The 25,080-nt window shown below is 48.5% G+C and carries 27 protein-coding genes and 2 tRNA genes; 12 read left to right on the forward strand and 17 right to left on the reverse strand.

The window, feature by feature from the left end:
• The first annotated feature begins 250 nt into the window (after positions 1-250).
• Both tviB and CDA54_RS14050 read left to right on the forward strand, forming a co-directional pair.
• Entirely contained in the window at positions 251-1,510 is a 1,260-nt protein-coding gene (gene tviB / locus CDA54_RS14045; RefSeq protein ID WP_099035662.1) for a Vi polysaccharide biosynthesis UDP-N-acetylglucosamine C-6 dehydrogenase TviB, read from the forward strand.
• Between the two features lie 4 nt (positions 1,511-1,514).
• Positions 1,515-3,668 carry a polysaccharide lyase family 8 super-sandwich domain-containing protein gene (locus CDA54_RS14050; protein WP_099035663.1) on the forward strand — a complete coding sequence of 718 codons (2,154 nt, stop codon included), beginning with the start codon at positions 1,515-1,517 and terminating at the stop codon, positions 3,666-3,668.
• Positions 3,669-3,746: 78 nt separating this feature from the next.
• On the opposite strand, the gene CDA54_RS14055 is transcribed toward CDA54_RS14050, so the two are convergent.
• The 5 genes from CDA54_RS14055 to CDA54_RS14075 all read right to left on the reverse strand — a co-directional run bounded on the left by CDA54_RS14055 (position 3,747) and on the right by CDA54_RS14075 (position 7,905).
• Positions 3,747-4,046 (reverse strand): hypothetical protein, encoded by a 300-nt coding sequence (locus CDA54_RS14055; protein ID WP_143452301.1) that lies wholly within the window; start codon positions 4,044-4,046, stop codon positions 3,747-3,749.
• A gap of 33 nt (positions 4,047-4,079) precedes the next feature.
• Positions 4,080-4,916: a hypothetical protein gene (locus tag CDA54_RS14060; RefSeq protein ID WP_099035665.1), complete on the reverse strand. Its 837-nt coding sequence runs from the start codon at positions 4,914-4,916 to the stop codon at positions 4,080-4,082.
• A 2-nt stretch (positions 4,917-4,918) separates the two neighbouring features.
• Positions 4,919-5,353 carry a type II toxin-antitoxin system Phd/YefM family antitoxin gene (locus CDA54_RS14065; protein ID WP_099035666.1) on the reverse strand — a complete coding sequence of 145 codons (435 nt, stop codon included), beginning with the start codon at positions 5,351-5,353 and terminating at the stop codon, positions 4,919-4,921.
• 186 nt (positions 5,354-5,539) lie between these two features.
• On the reverse strand, positions 5,540-6,619 hold the full coding sequence (locus CDA54_RS14070) for an OmpA family protein (protein ID WP_099035667.1): 1,080 nt from the start codon (positions 6,617-6,619) through the stop codon (positions 5,540-5,542).
• A 245-nt stretch (positions 6,620-6,864) separates the two neighbouring features.
• Entirely contained in the window at positions 6,865-7,905 is a 1,041-nt protein-coding gene (locus CDA54_RS14075) for an acyltransferase (RefSeq protein ID WP_180237229.1), read from the reverse strand.
• Positions 7,906-8,045: 140 nt separating this feature from the next.
• Here CDA54_RS14075 and CDA54_RS14080 point away from each other — a divergent pair, with 140 nt between their 5' ends.
• Positions 8,046-8,657, forward strand: a complete 612-nt coding sequence (locus tag CDA54_RS14080) for an acyltransferase (RefSeq protein ID WP_099035669.1) — start codon at positions 8,046-8,048, stop codon at positions 8,655-8,657.
• 34 nt (positions 8,658-8,691) lie between these two features.
• Here CDA54_RS14080 and CDA54_RS14085 read toward each other — a convergent pair whose 3' ends face one another.
• From CDA54_RS14085 to orn, 4 genes are all read right to left on the reverse strand, one after another.
• Positions 8,692-9,393: a transposase gene (locus CDA54_RS14085; RefSeq protein ID WP_099035670.1), complete on the reverse strand. Its 702-nt coding sequence runs from the start codon at positions 9,391-9,393 to the stop codon at positions 8,692-8,694.
• Positions 9,394-9,482: 89 nt separating this feature from the next.
• Positions 9,483-9,558: transfer RNA gene (locus CDA54_RS14090), tRNA-Gly, on the reverse strand.
• Positions 9,559-9,588: 30 nt separating this feature from the next.
• Positions 9,589-9,664 (reverse strand) — tRNA-Gly (locus CDA54_RS14095).
• A 112-nt stretch (positions 9,665-9,776) separates the two neighbouring features.
• Positions 9,777-10,322, reverse strand: coding sequence for an oligoribonuclease (orn, locus tag CDA54_RS14100; RefSeq protein ID WP_099035671.1), 546 nt, complete (start codon positions 10,320-10,322; stop codon positions 9,777-9,779).
• A gap of 87 nt (positions 10,323-10,409) precedes the next feature.
• Here orn and rsgA point away from each other — a divergent pair, with 87 nt between their 5' ends.
• The 4 genes from rsgA (at position 10,410) to CDA54_RS14120 (ending at position 14,742) form a co-directional block, all read left to right on the forward strand.
• The gene (gene rsgA / locus CDA54_RS14105) at positions 10,410-11,444 is read left to right on the forward strand and encodes a small ribosomal subunit biogenesis GTPase RsgA (RefSeq protein WP_099035672.1); all 1,035 of its coding nucleotides are present in this window, start codon (positions 10,410-10,412) and stop codon (positions 11,442-11,444) included.
• An 804-nt stretch (positions 11,445-12,248) separates the two neighbouring features.
• On the forward strand, positions 12,249-13,109 hold the full coding sequence (gene asd, locus CDA54_RS14110; RefSeq protein WP_099035673.1) for an archaetidylserine decarboxylase: 861 nt from the start codon (positions 12,249-12,251) through the stop codon (positions 13,107-13,109).
• Position 13,110: 1 nt separating this feature from the next.
• Positions 13,111-13,983 carry a DMT family transporter gene (locus tag CDA54_RS14115; protein WP_099035674.1) on the forward strand — a complete coding sequence of 291 codons (873 nt, stop codon included), beginning with the start codon at positions 13,111-13,113 and terminating at the stop codon, positions 13,981-13,983.
• Between the two features lie 12 nt (positions 13,984-13,995).
• Positions 13,996-14,742, forward strand: a complete 747-nt coding sequence (locus tag CDA54_RS14120; protein WP_099035675.1) for a glycerophosphodiester phosphodiesterase — start codon at positions 13,996-13,998, stop codon at positions 14,740-14,742.
• On the opposite strand, the gene CDA54_RS14125 is transcribed toward CDA54_RS14120, so the two are convergent.
• The 4 genes from CDA54_RS14125 to gpmM form a co-directional block, all read right to left on the reverse strand.
• Complete coding sequence (locus tag CDA54_RS14125; protein ID WP_099035676.1) at positions 14,743-15,132, reverse strand: MerC domain-containing protein; 390 nt, start codon at positions 15,130-15,132, stop codon at positions 14,743-14,745.
• 161 nt (positions 15,133-15,293) lie between these two features.
• Complete coding sequence (locus CDA54_RS14130) at positions 15,294-16,043, reverse strand: divergent polysaccharide deacetylase family protein (RefSeq protein ID WP_229748173.1); 750 nt, start codon at positions 16,041-16,043, stop codon at positions 15,294-15,296.
• 77 nt (positions 16,044-16,120) lie between these two features.
• Positions 16,121-17,269, reverse strand: coding sequence for a murein hydrolase activator EnvC family protein (locus CDA54_RS14135; protein ID WP_229748172.1), 1,149 nt, complete (start codon positions 17,267-17,269; stop codon positions 16,121-16,123).
• An 8-nt stretch (positions 17,270-17,277) separates the two neighbouring features.
• Positions 17,278-18,813 (reverse strand): 2,3-bisphosphoglycerate-independent phosphoglycerate mutase, encoded by a 1,536-nt coding sequence (gpmM, locus tag CDA54_RS14140; RefSeq protein WP_099035678.1) that lies wholly within the window; start codon positions 18,811-18,813, stop codon positions 17,278-17,280.
• A 398-nt stretch (positions 18,814-19,211) separates the two neighbouring features.
• Here gpmM and CDA54_RS14145 point away from each other — a divergent pair, with 398 nt between their 5' ends.
• From CDA54_RS14145 to gpsA, 4 genes are read left to right on the forward strand one after another with little or no spacing between them, the layout of a single operon-like run.
• Complete coding sequence (locus CDA54_RS14145; RefSeq protein WP_099035679.1) at positions 19,212-19,637, forward strand: rhodanese-like domain-containing protein; 426 nt, start codon at positions 19,212-19,214, stop codon at positions 19,635-19,637.
• Positions 19,638-19,680: 43 nt separating this feature from the next.
• Positions 19,681-19,938 carry a glutaredoxin 3 gene (gene grxC, locus CDA54_RS14150; RefSeq protein WP_099035680.1) on the forward strand — a complete coding sequence of 86 codons (258 nt, stop codon included), beginning with the start codon at positions 19,681-19,683 and terminating at the stop codon, positions 19,936-19,938.
• Positions 19,939-19,963: 25 nt separating this feature from the next.
• Positions 19,964-20,485 carry a protein-export chaperone SecB gene (secB, locus tag CDA54_RS14155; RefSeq protein ID WP_099035681.1) on the forward strand — a complete coding sequence of 174 codons (522 nt, stop codon included), beginning with the start codon at positions 19,964-19,966 and terminating at the stop codon, positions 20,483-20,485.
• Positions 20,485-21,489 (forward strand): NAD(P)H-dependent glycerol-3-phosphate dehydrogenase, encoded by a 1,005-nt coding sequence (gene gpsA / locus CDA54_RS14160; RefSeq protein WP_099035682.1) that lies wholly within the window; start codon positions 20,485-20,487, stop codon positions 21,487-21,489. The genes secB and gpsA overlap by 1 nt, the downstream gene beginning before the upstream one ends.
• Positions 21,490-21,568: 79 nt before the next feature.
• Here gpsA and trmL read toward each other — a convergent pair whose 3' ends face one another.
• Entirely contained in the window at positions 21,569-22,033 is a 465-nt protein-coding gene (gene trmL, locus CDA54_RS14165) for a tRNA (uridine(34)/cytosine(34)/5-carboxymethylaminomethyluridine(34)-2'-O)-methyltransferase TrmL (protein ID WP_099035683.1), read from the reverse strand.
• A gap of 86 nt (positions 22,034-22,119) precedes the next feature.
• Between trmL and CDA54_RS14170 the strand changes: the two genes are divergently transcribed.
• Positions 22,120-23,007, forward strand: a complete 888-nt coding sequence (locus CDA54_RS14170; RefSeq protein ID WP_099035684.1) for a cation diffusion facilitator family transporter — start codon at positions 22,120-22,122, stop codon at positions 23,005-23,007.
• Here CDA54_RS14170 and CDA54_RS14175 read toward each other — a convergent pair.
• Genes CDA54_RS14175 through hxpB form a run of 3 tightly spaced genes read right to left on the reverse strand, consistent with a single transcriptional unit; the run spans position 22,961 to position 25,048 of the window.
• The gene (locus tag CDA54_RS14175; RefSeq protein ID WP_229748171.1) at positions 22,961-23,947 is read right to left on the reverse strand and encodes an alpha/beta fold hydrolase; all 987 of its coding nucleotides are present in this window, start codon (positions 23,945-23,947) and stop codon (positions 22,961-22,963) included. The two genes, CDA54_RS14170 and CDA54_RS14175, sit on opposite strands and share 47 nt — an antisense overlap.
• The gene (locus CDA54_RS14180; protein ID WP_099035686.1) at positions 23,947-24,354 is read right to left on the reverse strand and encodes a methylglyoxal synthase; all 408 of its coding nucleotides are present in this window, start codon (positions 24,352-24,354) and stop codon (positions 23,947-23,949) included. The genes CDA54_RS14175 and CDA54_RS14180 overlap by 1 nt, the downstream gene beginning before the upstream one ends.
• A 13-nt stretch (positions 24,355-24,367) precedes the next feature.
• Positions 24,368-25,048, reverse strand: coding sequence for a hexitol phosphatase HxpB (gene hxpB / locus CDA54_RS14185; protein ID WP_099035687.1), 681 nt, complete (start codon positions 25,046-25,048; stop codon positions 24,368-24,370).
• Between the last annotated feature and the right edge of the window lie 32 nt (positions 25,049-25,080).

A 25,080-nucleotide genomic window follows, 5' to 3' on the forward strand; every position in this document is an offset into this window, starting at 1 on the left:
AAAAAGTAGGATCTGACCCTGAATGTATGGATGGCAAAGATGAAGGCTTGTTTAGGCGCCGCTGATTTTAGATATGTTGAATACAATATTTGGTGCGCTTATAGCGATAAGATTAGCTGGAATAGATTTTTCACAGACGGATTTACGTTGTTAGTCGGCGGAAGGATTAAAGCAGTAACATTGTCCAAAAGATTCCTTCAAAGATTTCTTTGAAGTGGGTAATGCTTTAAGTTTTTGAAAGGAGAATAGTTTGAAGTTGGCAGTAATTGGACTGGGTTATGTTGGTTTGCCTTTGGCAGTTGAGTTTGGCAAACAGCAACAGGTAATTGGCTTTGATATTAATCATCACCGTGTTCAGCAGCTTCGTGATGGTTTAGACCAGACCCTGGAAGTTGACGCTGAAGAACTGGCTCAGGCTAAGTATCTTGAGTATGAAAGTGAGATAGAGCGTCTTCGCGAGGCCAATATCTTTATCGTAACGGTACCCACCCCTATTGATAAACAGCGTCAACCTGATTTGACTCCGCTGATAAGGGCCAGTGAAACCATAGGTAAGGTGCTAAAAAAGGGCGATATTGTTATTTATGAGTCAACCGTCTATCCGGGGGCAACCGAGGAAGATTGTGTTCCCGTACTGGAGAAAGTGTCAGGCCTTAAGTTTAATCACGATTTCTTCGCTGGATACAGCCCGGAGCGCATTAATCCGGGTGATAAAGAGCACAGGGTAACCACCATAAAGAAAGTAACGTCAGGCTCAACACCGGAAATTGCGGAGCAGGTTGACGCGCTATATCGCAGCATTATTACCGCTGGCACACATAAGGCCAGTAGTATAAAGGTGGCTGAGGCGGCTAAGGTTATTGAAAACACACAGCGAGATCTGAATATTGCTCTGATTAACGAGTTGGCGGTTATCTTCAATAAGCTCGGTATTGATACCGAAGAGGTTCTGTTGGCTGCCGGCACTAAATGGAATTTCCTGCCATTCCGACCAGGCCTGGTGGGTGGCCATTGTATAGGTGTCGACCCTTATTATTTAACTCACAAAGCCCAGGCTATTGGATATCACCCGGAAGTCATACTGGCAGGGCGCCGTATCAATGACGGCATGGGGCGTTATGTGGTCAGTGAACTGGTCAAGGCCATGCTGAAAAAACGTATCCAGGTCAGTGGAGCAAAGGTTTTAGTTATGGGCTTGACCTTCAAAGAGAACTGCCCCGACCTCAGAAATACCAAGGTTGTAGATATTCTGACTGAGTTGAAGGAATACGACGTTCAGGCAGATGTTTATGACCCCTGGGTTGATCCAGAGGAAGCTATGAAAGAATATCAAATACGCCCTATCTCAAATCCTAAAGCCGGACATTATGATTCGGTCATTCTGTGTGTGGCTCACAGTGAGTTTAGAGATAAAACGGAGGCTGAATACAGGAAACTACTTACAGAGAAGGGGATAATATATGACTTGAAATATATTCTCCCGAAGGAAATAACGGACCTTAGGCTGTAGGAAAGTGAAAATTTGTCTATACCTTTTTTTTATTTTTTTTATTTTTTTTATTTGTGATTCCGCTTACGGCATCACAAATGATCTACAAGTAGCAAGAAAAAACTGGGTACAGTTAAGTAACACGAAAGACAAATTTGACGTTAAGGAACTTGCTAGACTTAAGAAATCACTTGCAGAGGGGGGTCATATACTAGCTGACCTCCCTCTTGTAGATGAAGCGGGTAATGTAAAGGAAAGTGCTCTTACTCATAGCCTGGTTCGTATAAAAAAAGCTGTAACCAGTGATTTAAGTCAAAAAGATCGAGAAGTTATATCGCGTGCTTTACGAAAAATCCTTAATTTATACCATGTTGATGCAGAAAAAGTCGGAAATTGGTGGCATTGGGAGATAGGCACACCTAAGCAGATCAATCAGGTTTTATTGCGTTCCAAGTACTGGTTGGATAGTGATATCTACGAGGGGCTTCTAGCCGCCAGCCACCATTTTCTTCCGATAGCTGGTTTTCAAAACTATGGTTTGGCGTCTACAGGTACTGGCTTTAGTAATTCGGGTGCAAACAGGGTAGATACTGTACTCATCGTATTACAGCGAGCCATTTTGGAAGGTGATGAGACTGTCTTCAAAGCGACATTGGATAAGCTTTGGGAAGTCATTGCATATGTTGAATCAGGAGATGGGTTCTATCGTGATGGTGGATTTATTCAGCATAAGGATATTCCGTATATAGGCACTTATGGATTGGTTCTATTTGAAGGATTGAATCAGATTCTGACAATATTAAAAGGAACCAATTGGCAGCCAAATGATTATCTTTATCATAGAATTCTCGATCGCTATGAATCTCATTTATTGCCTTTTGTGGTTGACGGAGTTTTGCTTGATCTCGTTAGTGGAAGAGGTGCAAGCCGTGGCTGGGCGCAGGGTGATTGGCGTGGACGTAGAGTGCATTCGTTATTGAACACTTTTCAGGAACTAAGCTCACCAAATGTCGCTAGAAGAGCGGAACTATTAGAAGAGCGATTGGTGAAAAAGGATGACCAATACCGTGCGTTCATTTTTAACTCTATAGATCGTTTTCTGTATCGAGCTCCTAAGTATACATCGGCTATTTCAATGCATTCTTCACGCATTGGTAACTATGAGTGCACGAACGGGGAGAATAGGAAAGGATGGTATACTGGTGATGGAATGCACTATCTTCAGCTTCATAAGAAAGACTACATTGATTCTTGGCCCTTGGTCGACTTCAGTTCTCCTCCTGGAACCACCACAAATGCGCAAGATGAAGGATTATGTGATGCTCAAAGTAATTATTATCATAGACCTCTGAAGTCACAAAGTTGGGTAGGAGGAACTGTATTAGAGGATATCGCTTCAGTTGGTATGGACTATGAAAGCTTTGGTGGAAAAGTGAAGGCAAAGAAATCTTGGTTCTATGTGCCTGATCTTGTTTTATCTTTGGGGTCAGATATTAATGGAGCGAAACTGACAAATGTTTTTCAGAGATTTTCCGAAAATTTCCTTTGGGAAGAGTTGATTCGAAACCGAGCATATTGGTTACGTGACCTAGACCGTAAAACTAGTATAGGTGTCTTTCTACCATTCGAGCAGCATTCTGTTTTCCAGTTGAGCAATGAAGAAGGGGATTGGAAAGATATTAATGAACAGACGCCGCTACATATGTCTGATAGTAAGATCGAGTCTTCTAGAGCAAAATTTGATTTGTTGCATAATGTAGAAAAAAACACCTACGCTTATGTATTACTGCCCAATCAAACTCTCTCTGAAACTAAGCATTTTGCTGCCAATCCAGATGTAGATATTCTGAGCATTGCTCCCGATCTTCATGCGTGTTGGTTTAGGAGTCATAAGACGCTGCTCGTAAATAGTTTTAATAGCAAGCCAAAGCGAATCACAGATTGGCTTACTGTAACAGGAGCAGCAAGCTTGATAGTTAAGTTCGAGGGTGAAAGAGTCTTAGTTAGTCTTTCTGAGCCCCCCAGAGATAGTAAGAAAATCGAACTACTGTTTCGTAAAAAGATAGTTGATGTAAGTTCATTTGGAGATAGGATTCATGTAGAAGGAAGCCTCTTAACTATTGATACTTCTGGGCTGAGTGGGCAGAGTGTGACTTTTTCTTTCAGTTTGCGAGATTGACCGCGAAAAAGGGGTCGTAGTTAATTCTCCCAGGGCTTTTAGCATTCGCCGTTCAGTGGTTATCAATGCGCTGTGACATCAGCCGGACTTGGCAATCACAATCGGCTTATAGAAGTAATAAATGATGCCTTCAGAGCTGTTGTACAGCAACCAGATATACTGTTTAAGAAATTGCGCCTTATAGTCAGTCAGGTGTTTAGCGTCAGACCTTGGTGCAACGCGCACGAAAGGCGGATTAAAGGTAAACTCACTCGCAATGCAACTACTAAGATGCTCAAGTTTGTCTTTAATCACTTCGTTACTGTGTTGTTTGTTTAGTTTCCTGAAAAACGCCCTGGTCTGGCGTTCGAATTGTTTGTGAGGGGCTAGGCGTACCAATGTTCCGGGTCCATGTGGTCAAAAAGTGCGTAATCATTGTTGACGAATTATTCGGGCTTGTCCAGTGACATGATATGGCTGCGATACACCCTGGTTAAAGCAGAGCGTGGTTCTGAGGCGATTAATAAAGGGAAGTAGCACCAACAGCTTCACCCGCTTTGACCTGAACTTGTAGTGCAGTTGCACAGACGTTGTTTTATGCCCCTCTATGGGGATGCTGGGGTCATACACCTGGTCTGTTTGTGTATCAAAACATTGTGGCTGCTTAAGTTGCCAGCTCCATATATGAACTAAAGGAAGGCTTAGCGACACATTAGTGTGGTCAAGGTTTACCGTCTTTGCCGTGTTATTTCGGATTTCAATGTACCCCGTTACTCTGAAATACTCCACAGAGGTGTTGTCCAGCACTTTGTCCAGCGCCCAGTCGCTGGTTTGAGTAGCACTGCATTCGAGCGGTAGCTGACGGCCAAATAGCCTGTCCATCAGCGGGTTGTGATTGACAAACATTTCAAGCAGGGCCGCAATGCCAAAGAAGGTAAAAATATAGAAAAACGCCGGACTTTGAGTAAAAGGCGAGAGGTAATCCAGAACTTGCTGTAAGCCTTTACCGGTGTTTTGCGGTGTCAGGTTGAGAAAATCCAGCAACAGCCTGAGCACAAGTGTATTGGTCAATCCAAGACTGATAACTGTTACCAGGCCCCTGCGGAAGAATGTGGCAGGGTTATGCAGGATTAAATAGAGAAAAACCCCAACAAATACCAGCCAGCCCAGGCTGGAAAATACGGTATCTTGTGCGGCTAAGAAAAACGCAGCGCAGGTTATTGCTGCAACGGTGATGGAATAAATCAACCAGTCCATTGGCTTATTCATTGTTACATTTCCTGAGTGTTTATTTTGTTCGCGATCACCGCCGCCAACTGCGCTTCCATTTCTGTAATGTCCTCGTTAATCTGCATTCGCGTTTGTTTGATCTGCCATGCAACCTGCTGAAGTTCTGCCGTTTCGTCATAGGTGGTCAGGTCGTCAAAACCCCTTGTATTGTCCCTCGGAGCTTCTTCGGCAAACATAGCATTGTGATCGCCGCCAACATCATCTCCTTCAGGAGAGGGCGCGCCGTCGGCTTCCTGTTGTGCAAACCAGGTTTCGAGTTGATTAAAACGCTCCAGCTCTTCAATTGATATCAGCGCGGCAATGTCTTTACCATGATTGGTTACCACCACGCGTTCGCCTTCAAGGCCAGCGCCTTTAAGCAGAGTTCCAAGTGACCTGCGGAATTCAGCAACCCCTTTGCGTATTAAATCAGCCATTCAATAACCCTATTTGCGATTACCACAACTTGAAGTTTAGCATAATATGTACATAAAACCCATTCTCAATTTGAGTTGTGTACATAATGTAGTTGTGAAAGCAAAAAAGGATCGGTGTTAATTTATCCCTGGCTCAGCAGTATGGCTTTGCTGCAAACCAGTCAATTCACACCGCCCCTCTTTTCGTTAGCGGGTCAGTTTAACTTTGATTGTTTTGCTGACTTTGGCTTCAACTCTGCGGTTTATCCTGTGTGCCTGTTCCGTATTCGCGGTGTCCAGTGGCCTGCTTTCGCCGTAACCAACGGTATCGATTCGGTCAGCACTTAGCCCTTTATCTACCAGCAAAGCCTTTACTGCTTCAGCACGCTGCTCAGACAGAATCTGGTTGTAATCTGGTGCGCCTACCAGTGAGGTATGGCCCTCCAGTATTACCTGAGTATCGGAGTAGTTGCTCATAAACTCGGCAAAGTTATGTAACTGTTGCGAATCAGGGTTAAGAACGGTGTAACTGTCATGTGCAAAAAGTACTTGCAGAGAGGCAGATACGGTCTCGCTGTCGTAAATCGTGCAGCCAAACCCGTCGACTTTGTCTCTGGCAGCAGTCTCAGGGCAACGATCTTGCCCATCATTTACGCCGTCATTGTCTGAATCTGTTGCCTGACCCTGGTATTCATCAGCTCGTGGTTGAGATGGTTGAGCAGTGCGCGACGACAGGCCAGTTTGTGTCTGGTTGCTAACTGAGGGTGACAAACTTCCGCCAAAGCTATACACCAGGCCCAGTTTAACGCCGAAATCGAGGAAGTTTTGTCCAAAGTCGTAATACGTAGCGGCTTCTGTTTGTACTTTCCAGTTTTGGCTTAGCTGCCAGTGGCGGCCGATACCAACGTTTGCCATGCGGTAGTTGGTGCCCAGATTCTGATGTTTAAAGCCTGCGAATACGTAACTGTGCTTCTGATCAAAAAAATGCAGGGCATCAATACCTATTCTCTCGCCGGTACGATCGTTCAGACCCGATTCCGAGTCAAAGTTGAGTCTTGACCACTCCAGACGTGCGCCCCATTCCGGCGTAAAGCGAAATCCCAGCTCCGCACCAAAGCCACTGGCGTCCTCAAAATTATCGATGGATTGCGGTTTGTCATTGTCAACTTTGTAATATTCACCAAAGCCACCAATCCAGGCGCTGGAGACAGGTTGTTCCTGTGCTGACAACAATGTAGTGGGTAATATGCAGAGTGCGGTGGCGGAAAAAATCGCGTGGAGTTTCATTATGTCCCTTTTCAATATATGCACAAAAAACAGCCGCCACCCTCAAACTCGGAGGTTGGTTTGCGGCAAATAATCATCGACCAGAAATTGAGCATAATTCTACCAATTTTCAATGCTTTATTGTACTGCTATCCGGTTAACAGAATGTAAAAGAGCTAAAAAGAGTAAAAAGGGGTCGTAGTTAATTATCTGAATGGTCTGAGCGGTATCCAACAGCAGCCTGAATAATTAACTACGACCCCTTTTTACTCTCTCCCTCTTTTTAGACTCATCGGAACACGGCGTCGTAGTTTGCTATAGCCAATACAGGATGCGAGTGAGAGGGCGAAGACGAATAGAAATTGCACCAGCATTGTTATAGCGGTGGGCAAGGCTAGAGGTCTGAATAGCATTTGGCTCAGATCAAGGAAAGCCGGGTGGAGCAGATAAATGCCGAAGCAATATGGTGCAATAAATTTACACCAGCCTGCTGAAATCCTATAAGGCCGTGATAGTAAGTACCAACATGCTATACTCGCTCCAAGAACCGGCAAGCTCAGATATTGATAGCTGTAGATACCCGCAACTTCAGGGTAATGGGCCAGCTGAATGTAACATAGCCGGGCAATGATCAGTGCCATAACCAGGTAGCAGCATAATAACCCCACGACACCGACACTGCTCTGCTTACCCCACAGTACGGCACCCAGAACCATTAATGGAATGTAGCCAATAAACCAAAAGGGCCATGGCCAGTCATCAACAAAGGTGGAGTACCCCAGGGTATAAATTGCCGATGTGATCACTGCCAGCAACAGGTACCAGCTTGATGACGGATTAAAGCGCTGTTGGGCACTGTGCAGGGCCAGGCTTAAAACTGGCGCAATCGCATATAACCCCGCGAGCATAAACAAGTACCAGAGGTGAAAATAGGGGGTTCCACTCACAAGGTTTAACCAGACTTGTTCAGTCATTATCGGTTGGCCCTTTACCTGTGCTTTGAGCATCGTCCAGCCACTATAAAAAATCGACCAGACAACCAGAGGCAGCAATACCCGGCTAAAACGGCGCTGGTAAAACTGCCTGGGATCACCGATTGGAGCGCTCAGCAATAACGCGCCGGAAAGCATCACAAACAAAGGGATTGACGATCTGCTGGCCGCATCAAAAAAGTTGGCCAGCCACCAGGAATCAGAGCCGAACGGTGAGCTATTGAGGCCATTGGCCGACACATGCAGCATTACCACCGCTAATGTGGCAAACACCCGGATTTGATCTGCACAAATAGAATACCTGGATATGCTCATGTCTTCCTTGCAAAGCGTCGTATACTGCTCTTCTGCACGGCGCATTCTGCCCTACGCTTCTGAAGTTGTAAATCACCGCCACGCTATAGGGTTTTGCTGCTTGATAGGGTAAATTGCAGTTAAAACAAAGGAAGGCGAAAATGAAGCAATATCTTACCAGTTTGAGTTACGCCCTGCATATTGGAATGCAGCAGCTATTAAGTTGGGTAAGCACCTTTTGCATGCAGTGGCGACTTTTTCGCTGGGGCGCAGAAGGTGGGCACCGTGCCAGATTTTTTGGTTTGACCTCTGTTCTGCGCCACCCTGACGCGACACTGATATTAGGCCCGGATACGGTATTTCGCAGTCACCCTTCCAGCAGTCGTATTGGGCTGCAACAACGATGTATGTTATCGGTGTTTCGCGGGGCCAGGCTGGAAATAGGCAGCCAATGTGGCTTCAGTGGCACGGTAATCAGCTGTCATCAGCATATCAGCCTTGGTGACAGAGTGCTCTGTGGTGCGAATGTCACTATTACAGATGCCGACCAGCATTCGTTAGACCCCAGGCGCCGGGCTGCCGGGGAAGCAGGTGAAGCGGCACCTGTCAGCATCGGCAATGATGTGTGGTTGGGTATGAACACACTCATACTCAAAGGGGCAAAGATCGGTGACAATGTGGTTATTGCCGCCAACTCGGTAGTCACCGGAGACATTCCCGCCAATACAATAGCCGCTGGCGTTCCCGCCCGCCCCCTTAAAAAGGGGTCGTAGTTAATTAACGCCCGGTGTGCATGAATTGTGTCAGTTATGCCGGGTCTGTCTCCGAGGTGCATGGTCTTCCCGGTAATAACGCACCAAAATGTACATTTAAACGCGTTTCAATCTGTTCTCTGAAGGCTGTATTGCCAAGCGGATAATTATGCTGCAGGCATTGTCTTATCTTGTGAAGATCTTTGTTCAGAGCAGGCAACAGAAATAGCTCGCGATACCGGCAATGGCGCTGTGCAGGGCTTTGGCCCAGCCTGGTAAACTCCGGATGCTCTGTCAAACATTCTATTTTCTGCCCGAGAGCGTTGGCACGATAGCTGGACCAATGATATTGCCCTGGATGTTCTGCCATGCCTGCTCTGACGGGGTTCATCTCGATATACTTCTGACACACCAGAAGATATTCGACACTATCAATCAGGCTTGCTCTGTGGCGCCCTTCCCATAGCGTGCCGGTGCGTTGATGGAGTGAATTGAAGTATCTCACATAACGTCTTCCGACTAGTTGCATAACCCTTGATATGCCAATGCTATCTGACGGAGTCATGAGAAGGTGAACGTGATTGGTCATCAGTACAAAAGCATGCAGAGCGACTCTATATCTTTTAAGTGCTTCACTAAGTACTTGAATATAAAAGCCGAAGTCATCGTTACTTAAGAAACAGGTCTGGCGATTATTACCACGTTGAACAATATGGCATGTTATTCCGGGCGCGTAACAGCGAACCTTCCTTGGCATGGTGAGATCATCCTCTGACGGGAACTGTATCGGGTATTATAGTTCAGAGAAATGGGGGGATAATTAACTACGACCCCTTTTTAGGGATTTGGAGCGGGAAACGAGATTCGAACTCGCGACCCCAACCTTGGCAAGGTTGTGCTCTACCAGCTGAGCTATTCCCGCGTATCTGGTGGTGGTACGGTGCTGCAGAATTGGAGCGGGAAACGAGATTCGAACTCGCGACCCCAACCTTGGCAAGGTTGTGCTCTACCAGCTGAGCTATTCCCGCATTCTGCAAAGGCTTTAAGTTAAGTGGCTTCAACCTAAAGCGGAGGCGCATTTTACAAAAATTCCTGTTTTACGCAAGGAATAATTTTATTAAAGCCGTTTGTCTGGTTAATTTATATGCTAAATACATGCTGCCGGTAAAACTGCAGTTCGGCAATCGACTCGCGAATATCGTCCAGTGCCTGGTGGGTGCCTTTTTTGTGAAACTGATCCAACAGCTCAGGCTTCCATCGCCTTACCAGCTCCTTGATGGTACTCACATCCACATTGCGATAATGGAAGTAGGCTTCCAGTGTTGGCATATGGCGCACCATAAAGCGCCTGTCCTGACCAATGCTATTGCCACAAAGTGGTGAAGTCCCTTTTTTTACCCACCCATGTAAGAAAGCGAGCGTTTCTTCACAGGCCTGTTGCTCATTGAAATCACTCTGGCGACAGCGCTCAGTCAGCCCGCTTTCACCATGGGTTTTTGTGCACCAGTCATCCATGGCGTTGAGTATTTCATCACTTTGGTGAATGGCGATAACCGGGCCCTCTGCCAGCACATTGAGCTGGCCGTCTGTAACGATCGTAGCGATTTCCAGAACTTTTTCACGTTCAGGGTCCAGACCGGTCATTTCCATATCGATCCACACCAGATTATCTGTACTTTGCGCCATCTTAGTCACCTTAATTTTTTGGTATTTCGGCAGTCAAAGGTTACACTCACTGCCTTGAGCCTCCAATATAAAGCATTCGACTCCTCAGTGGCAAAAAGAAACAAGCTTACCCAAAGACAAAGACGGCAGGTCAGCCGTAACCTGGACAAGCGTCTCAGCGGTGCCGATGACAGCATTGCTGATGAGACGTTGGAGGCCATGCAGCCAGGTCTGGTGATCGGGCGCTTCGGTCAGCATGCAGATGTAGAGGACCAGGCAGGCAAAGTACATCGTTGCAACATTCGCCGCACCATAGACTCCGTGGTCTGTGGTGACAGAGTGCAGTTTCGCCCCGGAAAAGATCAGAGTCTGAATGTCAGTGGTGTGGTAGAAGCGATTGAGCCACGTAAAACAGTACTGACCAGGCCGGATTTCTACGACGGTATTAAGCCGGTAGCGGCGAATATTGACCAGATTATTATTGTCAGTTCTGTATTACCTGCCTTGTCACTGAATATTATTGACCGTTATCTGGTCGCTTCTGAAGATGTGGGCATTGAGCCGCTGATTCTGATGAATAAAGTGGACATGCTCAGTGATGACGCCCGTCAGGAAGTGGAGGCACAGCTGAAGCTTTATCGCGACATTGGCTATCAGGTGCACTATGCCAGTTGTAAAACAGGCGAAGGGATAGCCGGACTAAACCACCTGTTTATGGATAAAACCAGTGTCTTTGTGGGCCAGTCCGGAGTGGGTAAGTCCAGCCTGATTAACTGTTTGTTACCCGAAGCGGAGGAAGCGATTGGTGATGTGTCGTCTAATTCCGGGCTGGGCCAGCACACCACAACAGCGGCCAAATTGTTGCGTTTCCCGGGAGGGGGGAATCTTATCGATTCGCCCGGTGTACGGGAGTTTTCGCTGTGGCACTTACCGGTGGAAAAACTCACCCGGGGATTTCGTGAATTCCGGGATTTTCTGGGAGGGTGCAAATTCCGCGACTGTAAACATCAGAATGATCCGGGGTGTCTGCTGCGACAGGCTGTGGAGGAGGGCAAAATCAGCCGCCAGCGTTTCAACAGCTATCATAAAATCTTAGCGGGTATGGATGAGCAACGTCCCGCTCACAGTCGTCCGCCGCGCTAATTAAAATAGGGTCACTGCTTAATGCCTGCCAGTTAAACTGACTGGAATTTTTATACCTCTTCAAACACTTCAGTAAAGCAGATAACTTGGCTTTCCCTGCCGTTATGACACACCATCCATGGTGTGCCAGTGACCTTTGCATTAGGCATCCCTGCCCAATGCCTTGTAGGCCAGCTAAAGCTGTTCAATTTGGTTCCCGACCAAATTGTCTTTACTCGTGTAAAGCAAGGTAACCCAAAGAAAGCACGCCCCTAACGCCACACAACGTCCGGTCATGGCGAAAGCTGGTCGCGGAGATTCACATCCGAAGTTCAGTCTCCGCTTAATTTTCATCCTGTGAAACTTACCCGCCTTTTACGCATCACCCTGTCCGGACGTGGCGTTTTAAGGGGGGATTCGCCGCCTTAACCGCGAATACAGCTTCCCGTTGCAGAAGCTGGCTTACCGCACTGGCGAACAGGGACGTTCGCCAGAGGCCGCCATTCTTACATGGACGTTACCTAAGGCCGGTGCGCTCAGTAAGCCTGCTTCGGAAACGGAATCAGAAGCTGTCCTGAGCGACGGACTTTTCGGTTACCTTTGTGTCCTTACAAAGGTAACTGGCTCGAAGGGACGAGAGACATAAAAGACAGGGAGGTCGATGTCTCCTTAAACCTCAACCTTCAGCTAAGAATATCTGACGTACTTCAGGGCCACTGTCACTTAAGCTGTAAACTATTCCTTCTAGCCTGTAGTTTATTGTTATTTCCTTTCCCTGTGGCCCACAGGTACAATTCAGGTGGTTTTTTTTACAGGATTTACAAGGTGTTGCCAGCTAAAGTCATTTTCCAATATATTCTTCCCAAACACGCTGTTTCCCGCCTTGCGGGTAAACTGGCCGCTGCTGAGGCGGGGTTTCTCAGTACCTGGCTGATCAAGCTGTTTATCCGCCATTTCAAGGTAGACATGGAGGAGGCCAGGCAATCCGACCCGCGAGCTTATAAAAGCTTCAACGAGTTTTTTACCCGCCCGCTGAAAGACGGGGTACGAGAAATTGTAAAGGATGAGAATAAGCTGGCTTGCCCTGTTGACGGCACGGTCAGCCAGTTGGGTGATATTGAGCAGGAAAAGGTTTTCCAGGCCAAAGGTCATGATTACAGTCTTACTGCGCTGCTCGGTGGAAACAGTGAACTTTGCCAGCCCTTTGTCAATGGCAAGTTTGCCACCATTTATTTGTCTCCCAAAGACTACCACCGTATTCATATGCCGATTGATGGTCAGCTTACCGATATGATCTATGTACCCGGTGAGCTGTTTTCAGTCAATCCTCTCACCACGACCCATGTACCGGGGTTGTTTGCCCGCAACGAGCGGGTAGTGACGTTATTTGATACCCCTAAAGGCAAAATGGCATTAGTGCTGGTGGGGGCTACGATTGTTGCCAGCATCGAAACTGCCTGGGCTGGCACAGTAACGCCACCAACGGGTAAGCAGGTGATGCGCTGGCAGTATCCTGATAAGGGCAATAATGCGGTGTTTCTTAAAAAGGGTGAGGAAATGGGTTTGTTTAAGCTCGGTTCAACCGTGGTGGCCCTGTTTGAACCCGGTATGCTGGAGGCGTTTGAGTCTGTAGCAAGTGGAGATGCCACCCGTCTGGGCATGCCTGTAGCGACACTGAAGTCCTGACGTGGATCCGGTTAAAAAGAGTTTGTGGTCGCTGCATCTGGCGGTGATTCTGCTTGGGGCTACCGCTCTGTTCTCCCGCATTATTCCGTTGTCTGCCCTGGATATCACGTTGGGCAGGGCAGTTGTCGCTTTTGTGGTACTGGCGGTGTTGGTTACGCTCAGTGGTAACAGTCTTCGGCTGCAACGCAGAAAAGATCTACTAATTGCGCTATTGCTCGGTGCGTTGATGGCGGTGCACTGGGTGACATATTTTGCTGCAATGCAATATTCCTCGGTGTCTGTAGGAATGATTGCGCTGTTTACGTTCCCGGTGATCACAGTGTTGCTTGAGCCCTTCTTCGAGGGTATTCGCCTTGTCTGGCAGGATATTGTCAGCGCTCTGGTGGTATTGGGTGGGATCTGGCTGATCGTACCTGAGGTGTCGCTGGGCAATGATGTGACATTAGGAATTGCGGTGGGAGTTTGCTCAGCTTTTCTGTATGCCATGCGTAATCTTGTGCATCGCAAATACTTCTCCCATTATGGCGGAGCTCAGGCCATGGCCTATCAGACTCTGGTGATTGTGCTCTGCCTGTGCTGGTTTGGATCTGGGGAGTTATATCAGGCCTCAGAACACACTTATCTGTTACTGCTGCTGCTCGGTACGGTGTGCACCGCCGCTCCCCACGCGCTGGTGGCTTACACTCTGATTCATCTGCGAGCTAAAACCTTCTCCCTGGTAGCTTGTATGCAGCCTTTGTATGGTGTGATCCTGGCAGTACTGGTACTGGATGAAGAACCCAACTGGCAAACCTTGTTGGGTGGAATTTTAGTGATTTGCGCAGCAATTTACGAAACAATAAACGCTCACAGATTACATCCAAAGAAAGTCTGAAGGAGTGCCTGTATGCTGGTTCTTGCTCATCGTGGTGCCAGTGCTATTGCGCCGGAAAATACCCTGATGGCTATTGAAAAGGCTATCGACATGGGGGTTGATGGTATTGAGATAGATGTACACGGGGTTGATGACGAGGTGATTGTTATCCATGACCGCTGGCTGCATCGCACCACAAATGGTAAAGGGCGGATCAGTGATTTGAGTTTTGCTGAACTGCGCGCACTGGATGCAGGACGGGGCCAGCAGATTCCCACCTTATGGGAAGTGATCTCTTTGGTAAGTGGCCGCTGCTCACTCAACATCGAGCTAAAAGGCATAAACGATGTCATCCCGATTCTCACGTTAATTGATAAAGCTGTTGCCGAGCGTGGGTTTACTCTCAATCAATTCTTGCTGTCGTCGTTTAATCACCATTTGTTATTTGAGATTAAACAGATCCGTCCTGAATTACAGGTTGGCGCACTGACAGCCTCCTGCCCGCTGGATTATGCAGCTTTTGCTTTGGCATTGCAGGCGTATTCGGTGCATATTGAACTGAACTTTGTGAATCCGCCTTTTGTTGCTGACGCTAAAGAAAAGGGCTTACAGGTCTATGTGTACACGGTGGATGAACTGCCTGATATGGAGATGCTGGCCAGTTGGGGAGTGGATGGGATCTTTACCAATGTTCCGGACCGGGCGTTGAACTTCAGAGATAACCCCCGCCTGACCGATGTGGTCGCACCGGTATTAATTAACGAGGATACGCAGCACTGATTAATGTGCGCATTGCTGGCAACTGCGGCAAAGTTTAAAGTTAATAATGTGGGCGGCAATAATCAGTAAGGCTCCCACGGCAATGGTAAAGGGTTCGTAGGCTTCACCAAACATATCCTTGTTCCAGTAAATCAGCCCCCCTAATACCAGACTATACAGCGGATAAATTTGTCTGTGATAACGATAAAAGCCTGACAACAGTGCCCAGAAGCCAATGATCATGGACGTCGTCAGAATACTGCGCTCAAACCAGTCCTGAGCCACAAAGCTGGCACCAATATATGGAATTAACGGAATCAGTATGGGCAGTAACAGACAGTGCAGGGCGCACAGGCTGGATGCCCATATTCCCATTCTGTCGAGCAAATTGTTACTGCTATTGACGGACATACGTGAGTCAGACCTTAGTAATTTGAAGAGCGTTATAATATAACATTTTAAGTTTTTCGCAAGTATCTGCCGCTGAAAAAGTAAAAAGGGGTCGTAGTTAATTTACCAATGGGACAGTGAAGGCCTGATCGACAGAGTGATTAATTAACTACGACCCCTTTTTACTCCTCTGAGCCTACTTTGGGGCTGTCGTCAGACGTTGACTGACGAAGAGTCAGGGCTTTTTCCTGCATCAGTGCACTTATAGGAATGAGCCGGATTCCCATCTGTTGCAACTGAGGCAGGTTTTGTTGCAAAAAGCGCAGCGTTTCGGGGTAGGGGTGCGCTATGCCAATTGCATTGCGATATTTGCGGGCGATGCGAATTAAGCGGTCAAACTGCGCCTGTATATGTTTTTCATTCTGGAAGTGATCAAGAAACACCTGTCGGTGAGTGTTAGGTACACCAAACCGGGTCGCGATTTTGTTGGCCTTGCTGTATCGGGTTGTACGGCTGTCGATAAAAAACAGCTGTTGTTGACGCAGAAAATCCATGGTGGCCTGCATGGGCAGGGTAAGCTGAGTCAGTTTGCTGCCCATATGATTATTCAGGCCGATGGCATGGGGTACAGAAATTAATGCTGCATCAAGCTTTTTCTTAATCGCATGGGTGTCCATGGCCGACGTTAATGCGCCGGGGCCGAGTTTGTTACCCGCCAGTGCCTCCATGGGCATATGCAGCATCACGTCTCTGTTCTGTGCAGCGGCCTGTTGGGCATAGGCGGTGGAATAGGGTGTATGAGGCAGTATGGCAAAGGTAATTTCTGCGGGCAGAATAAAGGCATCAGCATCTTGTTTACGATAACCCATATCATCGATGATCAACGCGATATTGCCGGCGTAGGCGGGCACGCTGAGCAAACAGATTATCAACAGGCAGAATCTTATGGTCACGTTATTTTTTATTGTTGTTAGCGCTGATTTGATTATAAGGCCTTCGCGACGAATTACTATGGTTGTATCCAGCCAGCCGGATTTACCGCTTTGCCTTTATAACGAAGCTCGAAATAGAGGCCGGCGCTACTCTGCCCACCACTTTGCCCGACCAGGGCAATCTCTTCTCCGGCCTGCACGGCGTCACCTACATCTTTAAGCAGTGCCTGATTATAGCCGTAGAGACTCATATAGCCTTTACCATGGTCCACTACCATGACCAGACCAAAGCCCCTGAGCCAGTCTGCATAAAGGATGCGACCGTGATGCACCGCTCTTACACTGTCACCTGCTGGGCCGTCAAACATGGCTCCTTTCCAGCGGATCTGGCCCTGGCGTCTGCGCGAGAAAAGATTCCGCATGTTGCCGCTGGTGGGTTTGAGCAATTGCCCTTTTAACCCCTCAAGCCCTGCGAGTATCTGATCTGAAGCGGTGGCTCTGGCTTCAGCCCGTGAAATCGCCTGAATCAGATTCTGTTCGTTAATCTGCAATTGCTCTATTTGCTCAGCTTCACTGGTAATGCGTTTTTCCAGCGCTGTCAGGGTCTGCTCTCGGTTCTCCTGCTCCCGCGCCAACAGTTTGCGCTGGGCCTCCTGAACGGCTACCAGCTCAGCCAATTCATCGGCTTTGATCTGCAATTCACGTTCTACTTTTTGCAGATCGCGGGCCAGTTTAGTGAAGGTTTCGATTTGCTCTACACGGGCCTGATTCAGGTAGCTATAATAGCTGAGCATTCGCTCCAGTTTGGCTGCATTTTCCTGATTTAACAGCATTTTAGTGAAGTCATGCTGGCCAGTCATATAGGCGCTGCGAAGCTGGCTGCTCAACGCCGCTTTTTGTTGCTCGATCTGACTGATTAATTGCTTTTGCTGTTGTTCAAGCTGAGCTTGCTGTTGTCGGTTATCTGCCAGTTGATTACGGGTTTGCTTGAGGCCCCTGAATAAATCAGATAACTTTTGTTCCGCCTGCTGTAGCGCTTTTTCCAGCTCTTTAGCTGTGGCGATACTGTAATCAAGCTGTTGCTGGCGTTCTTCGATCTGTGATCTTAGTGCCTCAAGCTGCTCAGAGGTATCGTCTGCCTGCAGGGGGAAAACACTGGCCAGCATCAGCAACAGGGCGATTTTCCTCGCCCCTGCGCCGATTCTTTTCAGATGTCCTGCGTACACCGCAGTGACTACGACTTGAGTGTGACGATGGGTTTGCCGGTCATTTCCGGTGGTTGCTCCATGCCCATAAGATGCAGCATGGTGGGCGCGACATCGCTGAGGGTTCCCTTTTCGCGGGCGATGGCGTCTCGGCCCATATAAATAAACGGCACCAGTTCACTGGTATGTGCGGTATGCGCCTGCCCGGTGCTGGTGTCTTTCATCTGCTCGGCGTTGCCGTGATCGGCAGTAATCAGGCATTCTCCGCCCACCTTCTGCAGTGCTTCGACAACCCGCCCAATACAATGATCGACAGCTTCACAGGCTTTAACAGCGGCCTCAAAGTCGCCGGTATGACCGACCATATCACCATTGGGGTAATTACAAACGATGGCGTCAAATTCACCGGATTCAATCGCTTCCACCAGTTTATCGGTCAATTCAGTGGAGCTCATTTCTGGTTGCTGATCATAGGTTGCAACCTGAGGTGAAGGGATCAGAATCCGCTTTTCGCCTTCAAACTCCTGCTCGCGGCCACCACTGTAAAAGAAGGTTACATGGGCATATTTCTCGGTTTCGGAAATCCGTAACTGTGTTTTGTTATGCTTGGCGAGCCACTCTCCCATAACGTTCGTCAGGGCTTCAGGCGGATAAGCACAATCGGTATCGATATCGGCGGCGTATTGTGTGAGCATCACAAACCCACTCAGTTCAGGTGTTTGTCTGCGGTCAAACCCATCGAAGTCTTTTTCAACAAAGCAGCGTGTGATTTCCCGCGCGCGATCCGCTCTGAAATTCATAAAGAAGATGGCATCGCCATCTTCTACTGTCACTTTATCGCCAATCACTGTGGGTTTAACGAATTCATCATTCTCATCACGCTGATAAGCCGCTTCCAGACCTGCCACAGCGCTATTTGCCTGATACTCTGCCTGTGCACCGGTGATCAGATTATAAGCTGCTTCGACGCGATCCCAACGATTGTCTCTGTCCATGGCGTAATAGCGGCCCACGAGACTGGCTGTTTTGCCTTTCCCCAGTTTGCTGAACAGCGCATCGGCTTTTTCAAGAGAGTTTTGCGCGCTGCGAGGAGGTGTATCCCGGCCATCGAGAAACGCGTGCAGATAAATTTTCTCTGCGCCTTTATCGGCCGCCATTCTTACCATGGCGAAGATATGATCTTCGTGACTATGCACACCACCCGGTGACATCAGTCCCATGATGTGTACGGCTTTGTTGTTTGAAATGGCTTTATCAAGGTGCTTGACCAGCACAGGGTTATGCTCGAATTCACCGTCCCTGATATCTTTAGTGATACGGGTGAAATCCTGATACACCACCCGTCCTGCACCGAGATTTACATGGCCCACTTCTGAATTTCCCATTTGTCCCTCGGGTAACCCTACATCCAGGCCGGAACCTGAAATCAGCGTGTGGGGATATTCCTGAGCTAACCTGTCCAGCGCTGGCGTGTTCGCAGCAGCGATGGCATTGTCCTGCTGATCTTCGCGATGCCCCCAGCCGTCGAGAATAATTAACGCGAGTGGACCTTTAAGCTGGCTCATAAAGTGGCTCCTTGTAGATAAACGATGTGATGGTCATTAACCGGATGGTAAGGGACTGTCCGTTGCAAATCCAATAGTTAATCCGAATCAGCTATATCGAATTGTATTCTGTTTAGGGCCTGTTGATCTTTGCAGTATGAATTTTGTTCTAATTAAAAAGCGTTTAAGATGAATCCGAAGGACAGCGTTTGTGCGGCATTTCTACTGCTTCAGCACTCTTTCATGTAGAGCAACTACACTACAATCGTGCTTCATTGTATAAATACCGCACAACTCGCTGCAAAAACATACAGCAAAGATCAACAGGCCCTGGGCACCGGACTGGTTTCTGTGTCTTTTTTCTATATACTTTGCACTCATTTTTGCGCAGCAATTCCATTTCAGAGGCAACTTACTCCATGCAACAGCTGATCGAATTTGTCGGTAATCATTATATTCTTTCCAGTATCTGGGTGGCCCTGGCGCTGCTGTTTATTTATAGCCTGGTAAGCAGCAAGCTGTCGCCGGTCAAAGAGCTGGGAACGCTTGAAATGACCATGCTGATGAATAAACAGGATGCGCAGGTACTGGATACCCGTTCGCAACCGGATTATCGCAAAGGCCACATCCTCGGTGCCAGACAAATACCGGCCGAGAAACTGTCTAAAGGTGACTTTTCTGACCTTGAAAAGTACAAAGACAAACCCATTATTGTGGTTTGCGCCATGGGAGCATCGGCTAAGCGTACTGCCACGCAGTTGCTAAAAGCCGGTTTCAGTCAGGTCTATGTGCTTAAAGGCGGCATGAATGCCTGGACCAGTGCCAGTTTGCCTGTCGCCAAGTAACAGGCTTTATTAGCTTCTTTTCCGGAATAAGGTGAGACCAGTTATGAGTCGTGTGGAGATCTACACCAAAAGCTTCTGTCCTTTCTGCACCCGCGCCAAGCAATTGCTTGATGCAAAGGGCGTCGATTATCAGGAGTATCGTATAGATTCGCAGCCCGAACTCAGGGCCCCGATGATCGAGCGCGCTAACGGCGGCTATACGGTGCCGCAAATTTTTATTAACGACCAACATATCGGTGGCTGTGACGAGATGATCGCGCTGGAGACCCAGGGTACGCTCGACAAACTGCTGGCCGCTTAAACCAATACTACATACAGGAACCAAGATGACAGACGAAAATAAAGCAAATGGCGCCGAAGCTGCCAATGGCCAGGCGAATGCCCAGGGGCAATTCGCGATCCAACGTATTTATGTGAAGGATATGTCTTTTGAATCCCCCAACAGTCCGGCCATTTTCCAGAAAGAATGGAAACCGGAAGTGAAGATGGATCTGGATACCCGCAGTACCAAACTCGATGACAATAGCTATGAAGTCGTGCTGTCAGTCACTGTGACTGCCAAAGCGGGTGAAGAAACCGCGTTTTTAGTGGAAGTACAACAGGCAGGTATCTTCACCATCGCAGAAATGGAAGACCAACAAAAAGCGCATATTATGGGCTCGTTCTGCCCTGCCACATTGTTTCCTTATGCGCGTGAGACCGTATCCAACCTGGTTAACCGGGGCACGTTCCCACAGTTGAATCTGGCGCCGGTAAACTTCGACGCGATTTTTGCAGCTTATATGCAAAAACGAGCTCAGGAAGCTCAGGGGCAACAGCAGGAAGCGGCTCCAAGTTCACAGGCCTGATGACTACTAAAGCCGGTTTAACGGTATTGGGCGCGGGGTCTTATGGCACCGCCCTGGCGTTTTGCTTTGCCCGCAATGATATTCCGACGGTGCTCTGGGGCCGTGACGCGGGGCAGATGAAACAGATGCAACAGCAACGTTGTAACCAGCGTTATCTTCCCGATGCTGTTTTCCCCGACGCCCTGCAGACAGAAACCGATCTGACCAGTGCCATTGCCGCCAGCCGTAACATACTGGTGGTGGTACCCAGTCATGCTTTTGCCGGCATGCTCGAGCAGATCAAACCTATGCTTAATAAGCAACACAGAGTGGTATGGGCCACCAAAGGGCTGGAACCTGAAACGGGCAGCTTGTTGCAGGAAGTGGCCCGACGCATTCTGGGCCAGGATATTTCCCTGGCTGTGCTCTCCGGACCAACGTTTGCCAAAGAAATGGCGGCCGGGTTGCCAACGGCCATTTCACTGTCATCCCTGGATGATGAATTTGTCGATGATATTGCCGAGATGCTGCATTGTGGTAAATCGCTGCGGGTATACAAGAATACCGATTTTATCGGCATTCAGCTCGGTGGTGCGGTCAAAAATGTGATCGCAATCGGTGCAGGATTAGCTGACGGTATAGGCTTTGGCGCCAATGCCAGAACTGCACTGATCACTCGTGGTCTGGCCGAACTAACGCGCCTTGGTGTCGCGCTAGGGGCACAGCCAAGTACCTTTATGGGTATGGCCGGACTGGGCGATCTGGTGCTCACCTGTACTGATGACCAATCCCGCAATCGACGTTTCGGTCTCGCACTGGGTCATGGTCTGTCGGTAGAAGAAGCGATGGAAAGCATCGGTCAGGTGGTGGAAGGCTACCGCAACACCAAAGAAGTCTATCTTCTGGCACAGCGTGAAGGTGTGGAAATGCCTATTGCCGAACAGATCTATCAGGTGCTGTATCAGGGCAAACCACCAAAAGAGGCTGCATTGGCATTGTTAGGCAGAGAGAAGAAGTTCGAGTAGGTTTACACGGCCAGGCAAATCTCCGCTAACAGACTGCTCTGCTGAGGCTCTGGGTTTAATGTGGTTTTGCCGGTAATATTTATATCGCGCCGTCAAAACCCATCTGACGCCAGGCTTCAAATACCATTACCGAAACGGCATTGGACAAATTCATGCTTCGGCTGTCTGGCCGCATAGGAATGCGCAAACGTTGCTGTGAAGGCAGAGATTCAATAATCTCTGCGGGTAACCCGCGGGTTTCCGGCCCGAAGAGCAGCGCATCACCCGGGGTGAACGCAACTTCTGTATAATAATTTTTACCTTTAGTGGTACAGGCAAATAGCCGTTTAGGTGTTAGTTTATCCAGACATTCCTGCAGGTTGGCGTATTGACCAACTGCGGCAAACTCGTGGTAATCCAGCCCCGCTCTTCTGAGCTTCTTATCCTCCCAGCTGAAACCCAGGGGGCCAATCAGGTGCAGGCGAAAACCGGTATTTGCACACAGGCGAATAATATTACCTGTATTAGGTGGAATTTCTGGCTGGTAAAGCAGAATATCAAGCATAGGCTCAGTAATAGTATTTATATTGGCTTTATTGTACAGGTATAGTAGAGCGCCATATAGTTATGCGGTAACAGGAATGTCATAGAATGAAGGACAGCTACGCTTTTTGGGTCAAGCTCGCCAGTACGTTTGCACTGATTGCGGCGTTCTCCATGATCCTGGTGAAAATCTGGGCCTGGTATGTGACCAATTCAGCCTCTATGCTGGCTTCACTTACCGATTCGGTTTTCGATGTGGCGGCGTCGGTTATCAATTTCTTTGTTATTCGTTACGCATTGATGCCAGCCGATGAAGATCATAAGTTTGGCCATGGTAAAGCGGAATCTTTAGCCGGGCTGGCCCAGTCAGCATTTATTTTTGGCTCGGCTATGTTACTGATATTTCACAGCGTCGACAGACTTAAAGATCCCGGCCCCCTCAATCAGCCTATTCTCGCGGTGTATGCGACGTTGTTCAGTGTGGTGATGACACTGATACTGGTTGCGGTACAGCGCATGGCGATCCGGCGAACCAATTCTGTGGCGATCAAAGCGGACTCATTACATTATCAATCTGACTTACTGATGAATCTGGCGGTGTTGGTGGCATTGTGGCTGACCACCCAGGGCTTTTTGTCCATGGATGGCTGGTTTGCCATAGGCATTGCCCTGTATCTGATGTGGGGAGCCAGAGCCATAGCCATGGAATCAGCCGCGGCACTGATGGATAAAGAGTTACCGGAAGAATATACCGCTACTATTGAAGAGACGGCGTTATCGAATCCTATGGTGCACGGTGTACATGATATCCGTACCCGTCAGTCAGGGCGCAATATCTTTATTCAGTTCCATCTGGAACTGGATGACAATCTTAAACTGGTAGATGCGCATGATATTACGGTGAAAGTTGAAGAGGCGGTAAATCGGAAAATCCCGGAAGCCGAGGTGCTTATTCATCAGGACCCGGTTTCTGTAGCTCAAAAAACGCCAGAATAGCCTGCATGGCTGGATGGCGATACTTGTCTGCTTCCATTAGCAGTTCGTGTTTGGCACCTGCCACCGGTTGTAACTGGCACCGGGGCATCATGGCACAAAGGTGATCCTGCGCTTTGTTGTCGATAATCTGATCCCCGCCGGCCTGAAGCACCAGAATTTCTGTTTGTACATCACTGGCGTGCTTTTCAAGGGTGTCCAGTACTGCAATCGCCGCCCGTAACCAGTGGTAAGTAATTCCTCCGAGCTGAAGCGCGGGTTCCTGTTCGTATTCCTGGCGAAAAATGCGGTAGCGAATTTTACTGTGGGTCAGGGGGTTAATCGCAAAGGGAATGGCCAGATAATCTCTCTGGCCAGGGAAGTACCAGGGGTTTTTACCAAGCCACTGATTCAGTGTCATGCCCATGTAAAGTAGCGACTTAACCAGCCATGTTGGTAGCGGCATGCGGATGCCATACATGGGCGCAGTAAACGCGGCTTTGCAAAAATCCTTTGGGTAGCTTGCCAGATACCGTGTACCGATCGCGCCACCCATTGAATGCCCCAGCAGCATTGGCTGATGTGTGCTGTTGGGCACCACGACGCTATCGTAGAACGTTTTCAGATCCGTGACGTAATCGGCAAAGTCTTCCACATATCCCTGATGAGGGCGCAACGTCATTCTGTCGGAGAGGCCCTGGCCGCGGTGATCCAGAATAAATACACAATAGTGGTTCTGGTACAGTTCAAATACGAGTTCTTTGTACTTCAGGTAGCCCTCTATTCTGCCGCTGCTGATCACTACCGTACCGCGGGCTTCAGGATGTATGGCATAGGCGTAGGCTATCTTTGTATTGCCGACTCCCTCTAAACTGCCGGTAACCACCTGGTTATGCCAGAAACCCTGAATCCGGGTATCATAGTTTTGTGCAAGCTCGTGCTCTTCGCTCAGGTATACGTCCATCAATACTCCGGTATTGATCGCTGATAGTGCGGGTCTTCAAAGCGCGGAGAGCTGATAATAAGGTCGGCTGAACTTTCATTACAGGCCACAGGAATATTCCACACCGAACACAGACGCAGAAGGGCTTTTACATCGGGATCATGGGGCGCCGGGTTTAACGGATCCCAAAAGAAGAACAGGGCATCCAGCTTGCCCTCCGCAATCAGCGCACCAATTTGTTGGTCACCCCCCAACGGCCCACTTTTATAACGGAATACGGGCAGATCAAGCGCATCTGCAAGCAATCCACCGGTGGTGCCGGTAGCCACCAGCTGGTGTTTGGCAAGAATGTCTTTATGAGCCTTCGCCCAGCGAACTAAATCGGGTTTTTTATGATCATGGGCGACCAGCGCCAGGGTTTTTTGCATCAGTCTGTCTCGGTTAATTCAAATTGGCTGTTGTACTGGTTTGGGCAAAGGGCTCAAGCCTGAGTGCCTGGTCCAGGCTGTCGAGTATATTATCTGCAATCGCAAAGTCAGGGCTTTTGGGCATGCCGGTTTCGGGCACGGCAATAGTATAGATTCCGGCTTTTTTGGCCGCCTGTACACCCCTGACTGAATCTTCAAAGGCAACACACTGGCCGGCTTTTAAGCCGAGTTTCCTCAGGGTGCTCAGGTAGACAGCAGGATCCGGCTTGCCGGCAGCCTCATGTTCCGCAGACTGAAAAAATTCAAAATAAGGGTACAGAGCGAGTCGCTCCATGACGGCCTCTATCAGTCTGTCAGCCGAGCCTGAGGCCACTGCCATTTTCAGTCCCAGTTCGCGGCACCGATCCAGCAGCGGATACACTCCCGGCAAGGGTTCACCCTCTTCCCGGATCAGCTTCACCATTGAGTCTTCAAGTTGCCGGGCGACGAGTTCAACATCATCGCGCTCAATCTCAAATGCCTGATACCAGTAACGCACTACTTCTTCGGTACTGAGGCCTGTAGTCTGCAGGCACATTTGTTCATTTAACTGAATATCCACAGAGGCAAAAACCTGTTGTTCCGCCATCCGCCAAAGGGGTTCGGAGTCGATGAGTAAACCATCCATATCAAAAATTACTGCTTCGGTTTTCACGTTAAGTCTGGCTCCTCTAGCGGGTATAAAAG

Origin of the sequence: Lacimicrobium alkaliphilum (assembly GCF_002591895.1) — a bacterium.
Lineage (GTDB): Bacteria > Pseudomonadota > Gammaproteobacteria > Enterobacterales > Alteromonadaceae > Lacimicrobium > Lacimicrobium alkaliphilum.

Coding starts and splice junctions, on each gene's coding strand:
- CDA54_RS14060 (WP_099035665.1), bottom strand. CDS start 4,916: ATGAATAAGCCAATGGACTGGTTGATTTATTCCATCACCGTTGCAGCA.
- CDA54_RS14065 (WP_099035666.1), bottom strand. CDS start 5,353: ATGGCTGATTTAATACGCAAAGGGGTTGCTGAATTCCGCAGGTCACTT.
- CDA54_RS14070 (WP_099035667.1), bottom strand. CDS start 6,619: ATGAAACTCCACGCGATTTTTTCCGCCACCGCACTCTGCATATTACCC.
- CDA54_RS14075 (WP_180237229.1), bottom strand. CDS start 7,905: ATGAGCATATCCAGGTATTCTATTTGTGCAGATCAAATCCGGGTGTTT.
- CDA54_RS14080 (WP_099035669.1), top strand. CDS start 8,046: ATGAAGCAATATCTTACCAGTTTGAGTTACGCCCTGCATATTGGAATG.
- CDA54_RS14085 (WP_099035670.1), bottom strand. CDS start 9,393: ATGCCAAGGAAGGTTCGCTGTTACGCGCCCGGAATAACATGCCATATT.
- orn (WP_099035671.1), bottom strand. CDS start 10,322: ATGGCGCAAAGTACAGATAATCTGGTGTGGATCGATATGGAAATGACC.
- CDA54_RS14120 (WP_099035675.1), top strand. CDS start 13,996: ATGCTGGTTCTTGCTCATCGTGGTGCCAGTGCTATTGCGCCGGAAAAT.
- CDA54_RS14125 (WP_099035676.1), bottom strand. CDS start 15,132: ATGTCCGTCAATAGCAGTAACAATTTGCTCGACAGAATGGGAATATGG.
- gpmM (WP_099035678.1), bottom strand. CDS start 18,813: ATGAGCCAGCTTAAAGGTCCACTCGCGTTAATTATTCTCGACGGCTGG.
- CDA54_RS14145 (WP_099035679.1), top strand. CDS start 19,212: ATGCAACAGCTGATCGAATTTGTCGGTAATCATTATATTCTTTCCAGT.
- grxC (WP_099035680.1), top strand. CDS start 19,681: ATGAGTCGTGTGGAGATCTACACCAAAAGCTTCTGTCCTTTCTGCACC.
- secB (WP_099035681.1), top strand. CDS start 19,964: ATGACAGACGAAAATAAAGCAAATGGCGCCGAAGCTGCCAATGGCCAG.
- gpsA (WP_099035682.1), top strand. CDS start 20,485: ATGACTACTAAAGCCGGTTTAACGGTATTGGGCGCGGGGTCTTATGGC.
- trmL (WP_099035683.1), bottom strand. CDS start 22,033: ATGCTTGATATTCTGCTTTACCAGCCAGAAATTCCACCTAATACAGGT.
- CDA54_RS14170 (WP_099035684.1), top strand. CDS start 22,120: ATGAAGGACAGCTACGCTTTTTGGGTCAAGCTCGCCAGTACGTTTGCA.
- CDA54_RS14175 (WP_229748171.1), bottom strand. CDS start 23,947: ATGGACGTATACCTGAGCGAAGAGCACGAGCTTGCACAAAACTATGAT.
- CDA54_RS14180 (WP_099035686.1), bottom strand. CDS start 24,354: ATGCAAAAAACCCTGGCGCTGGTCGCCCATGATCATAAAAAACCCGAT.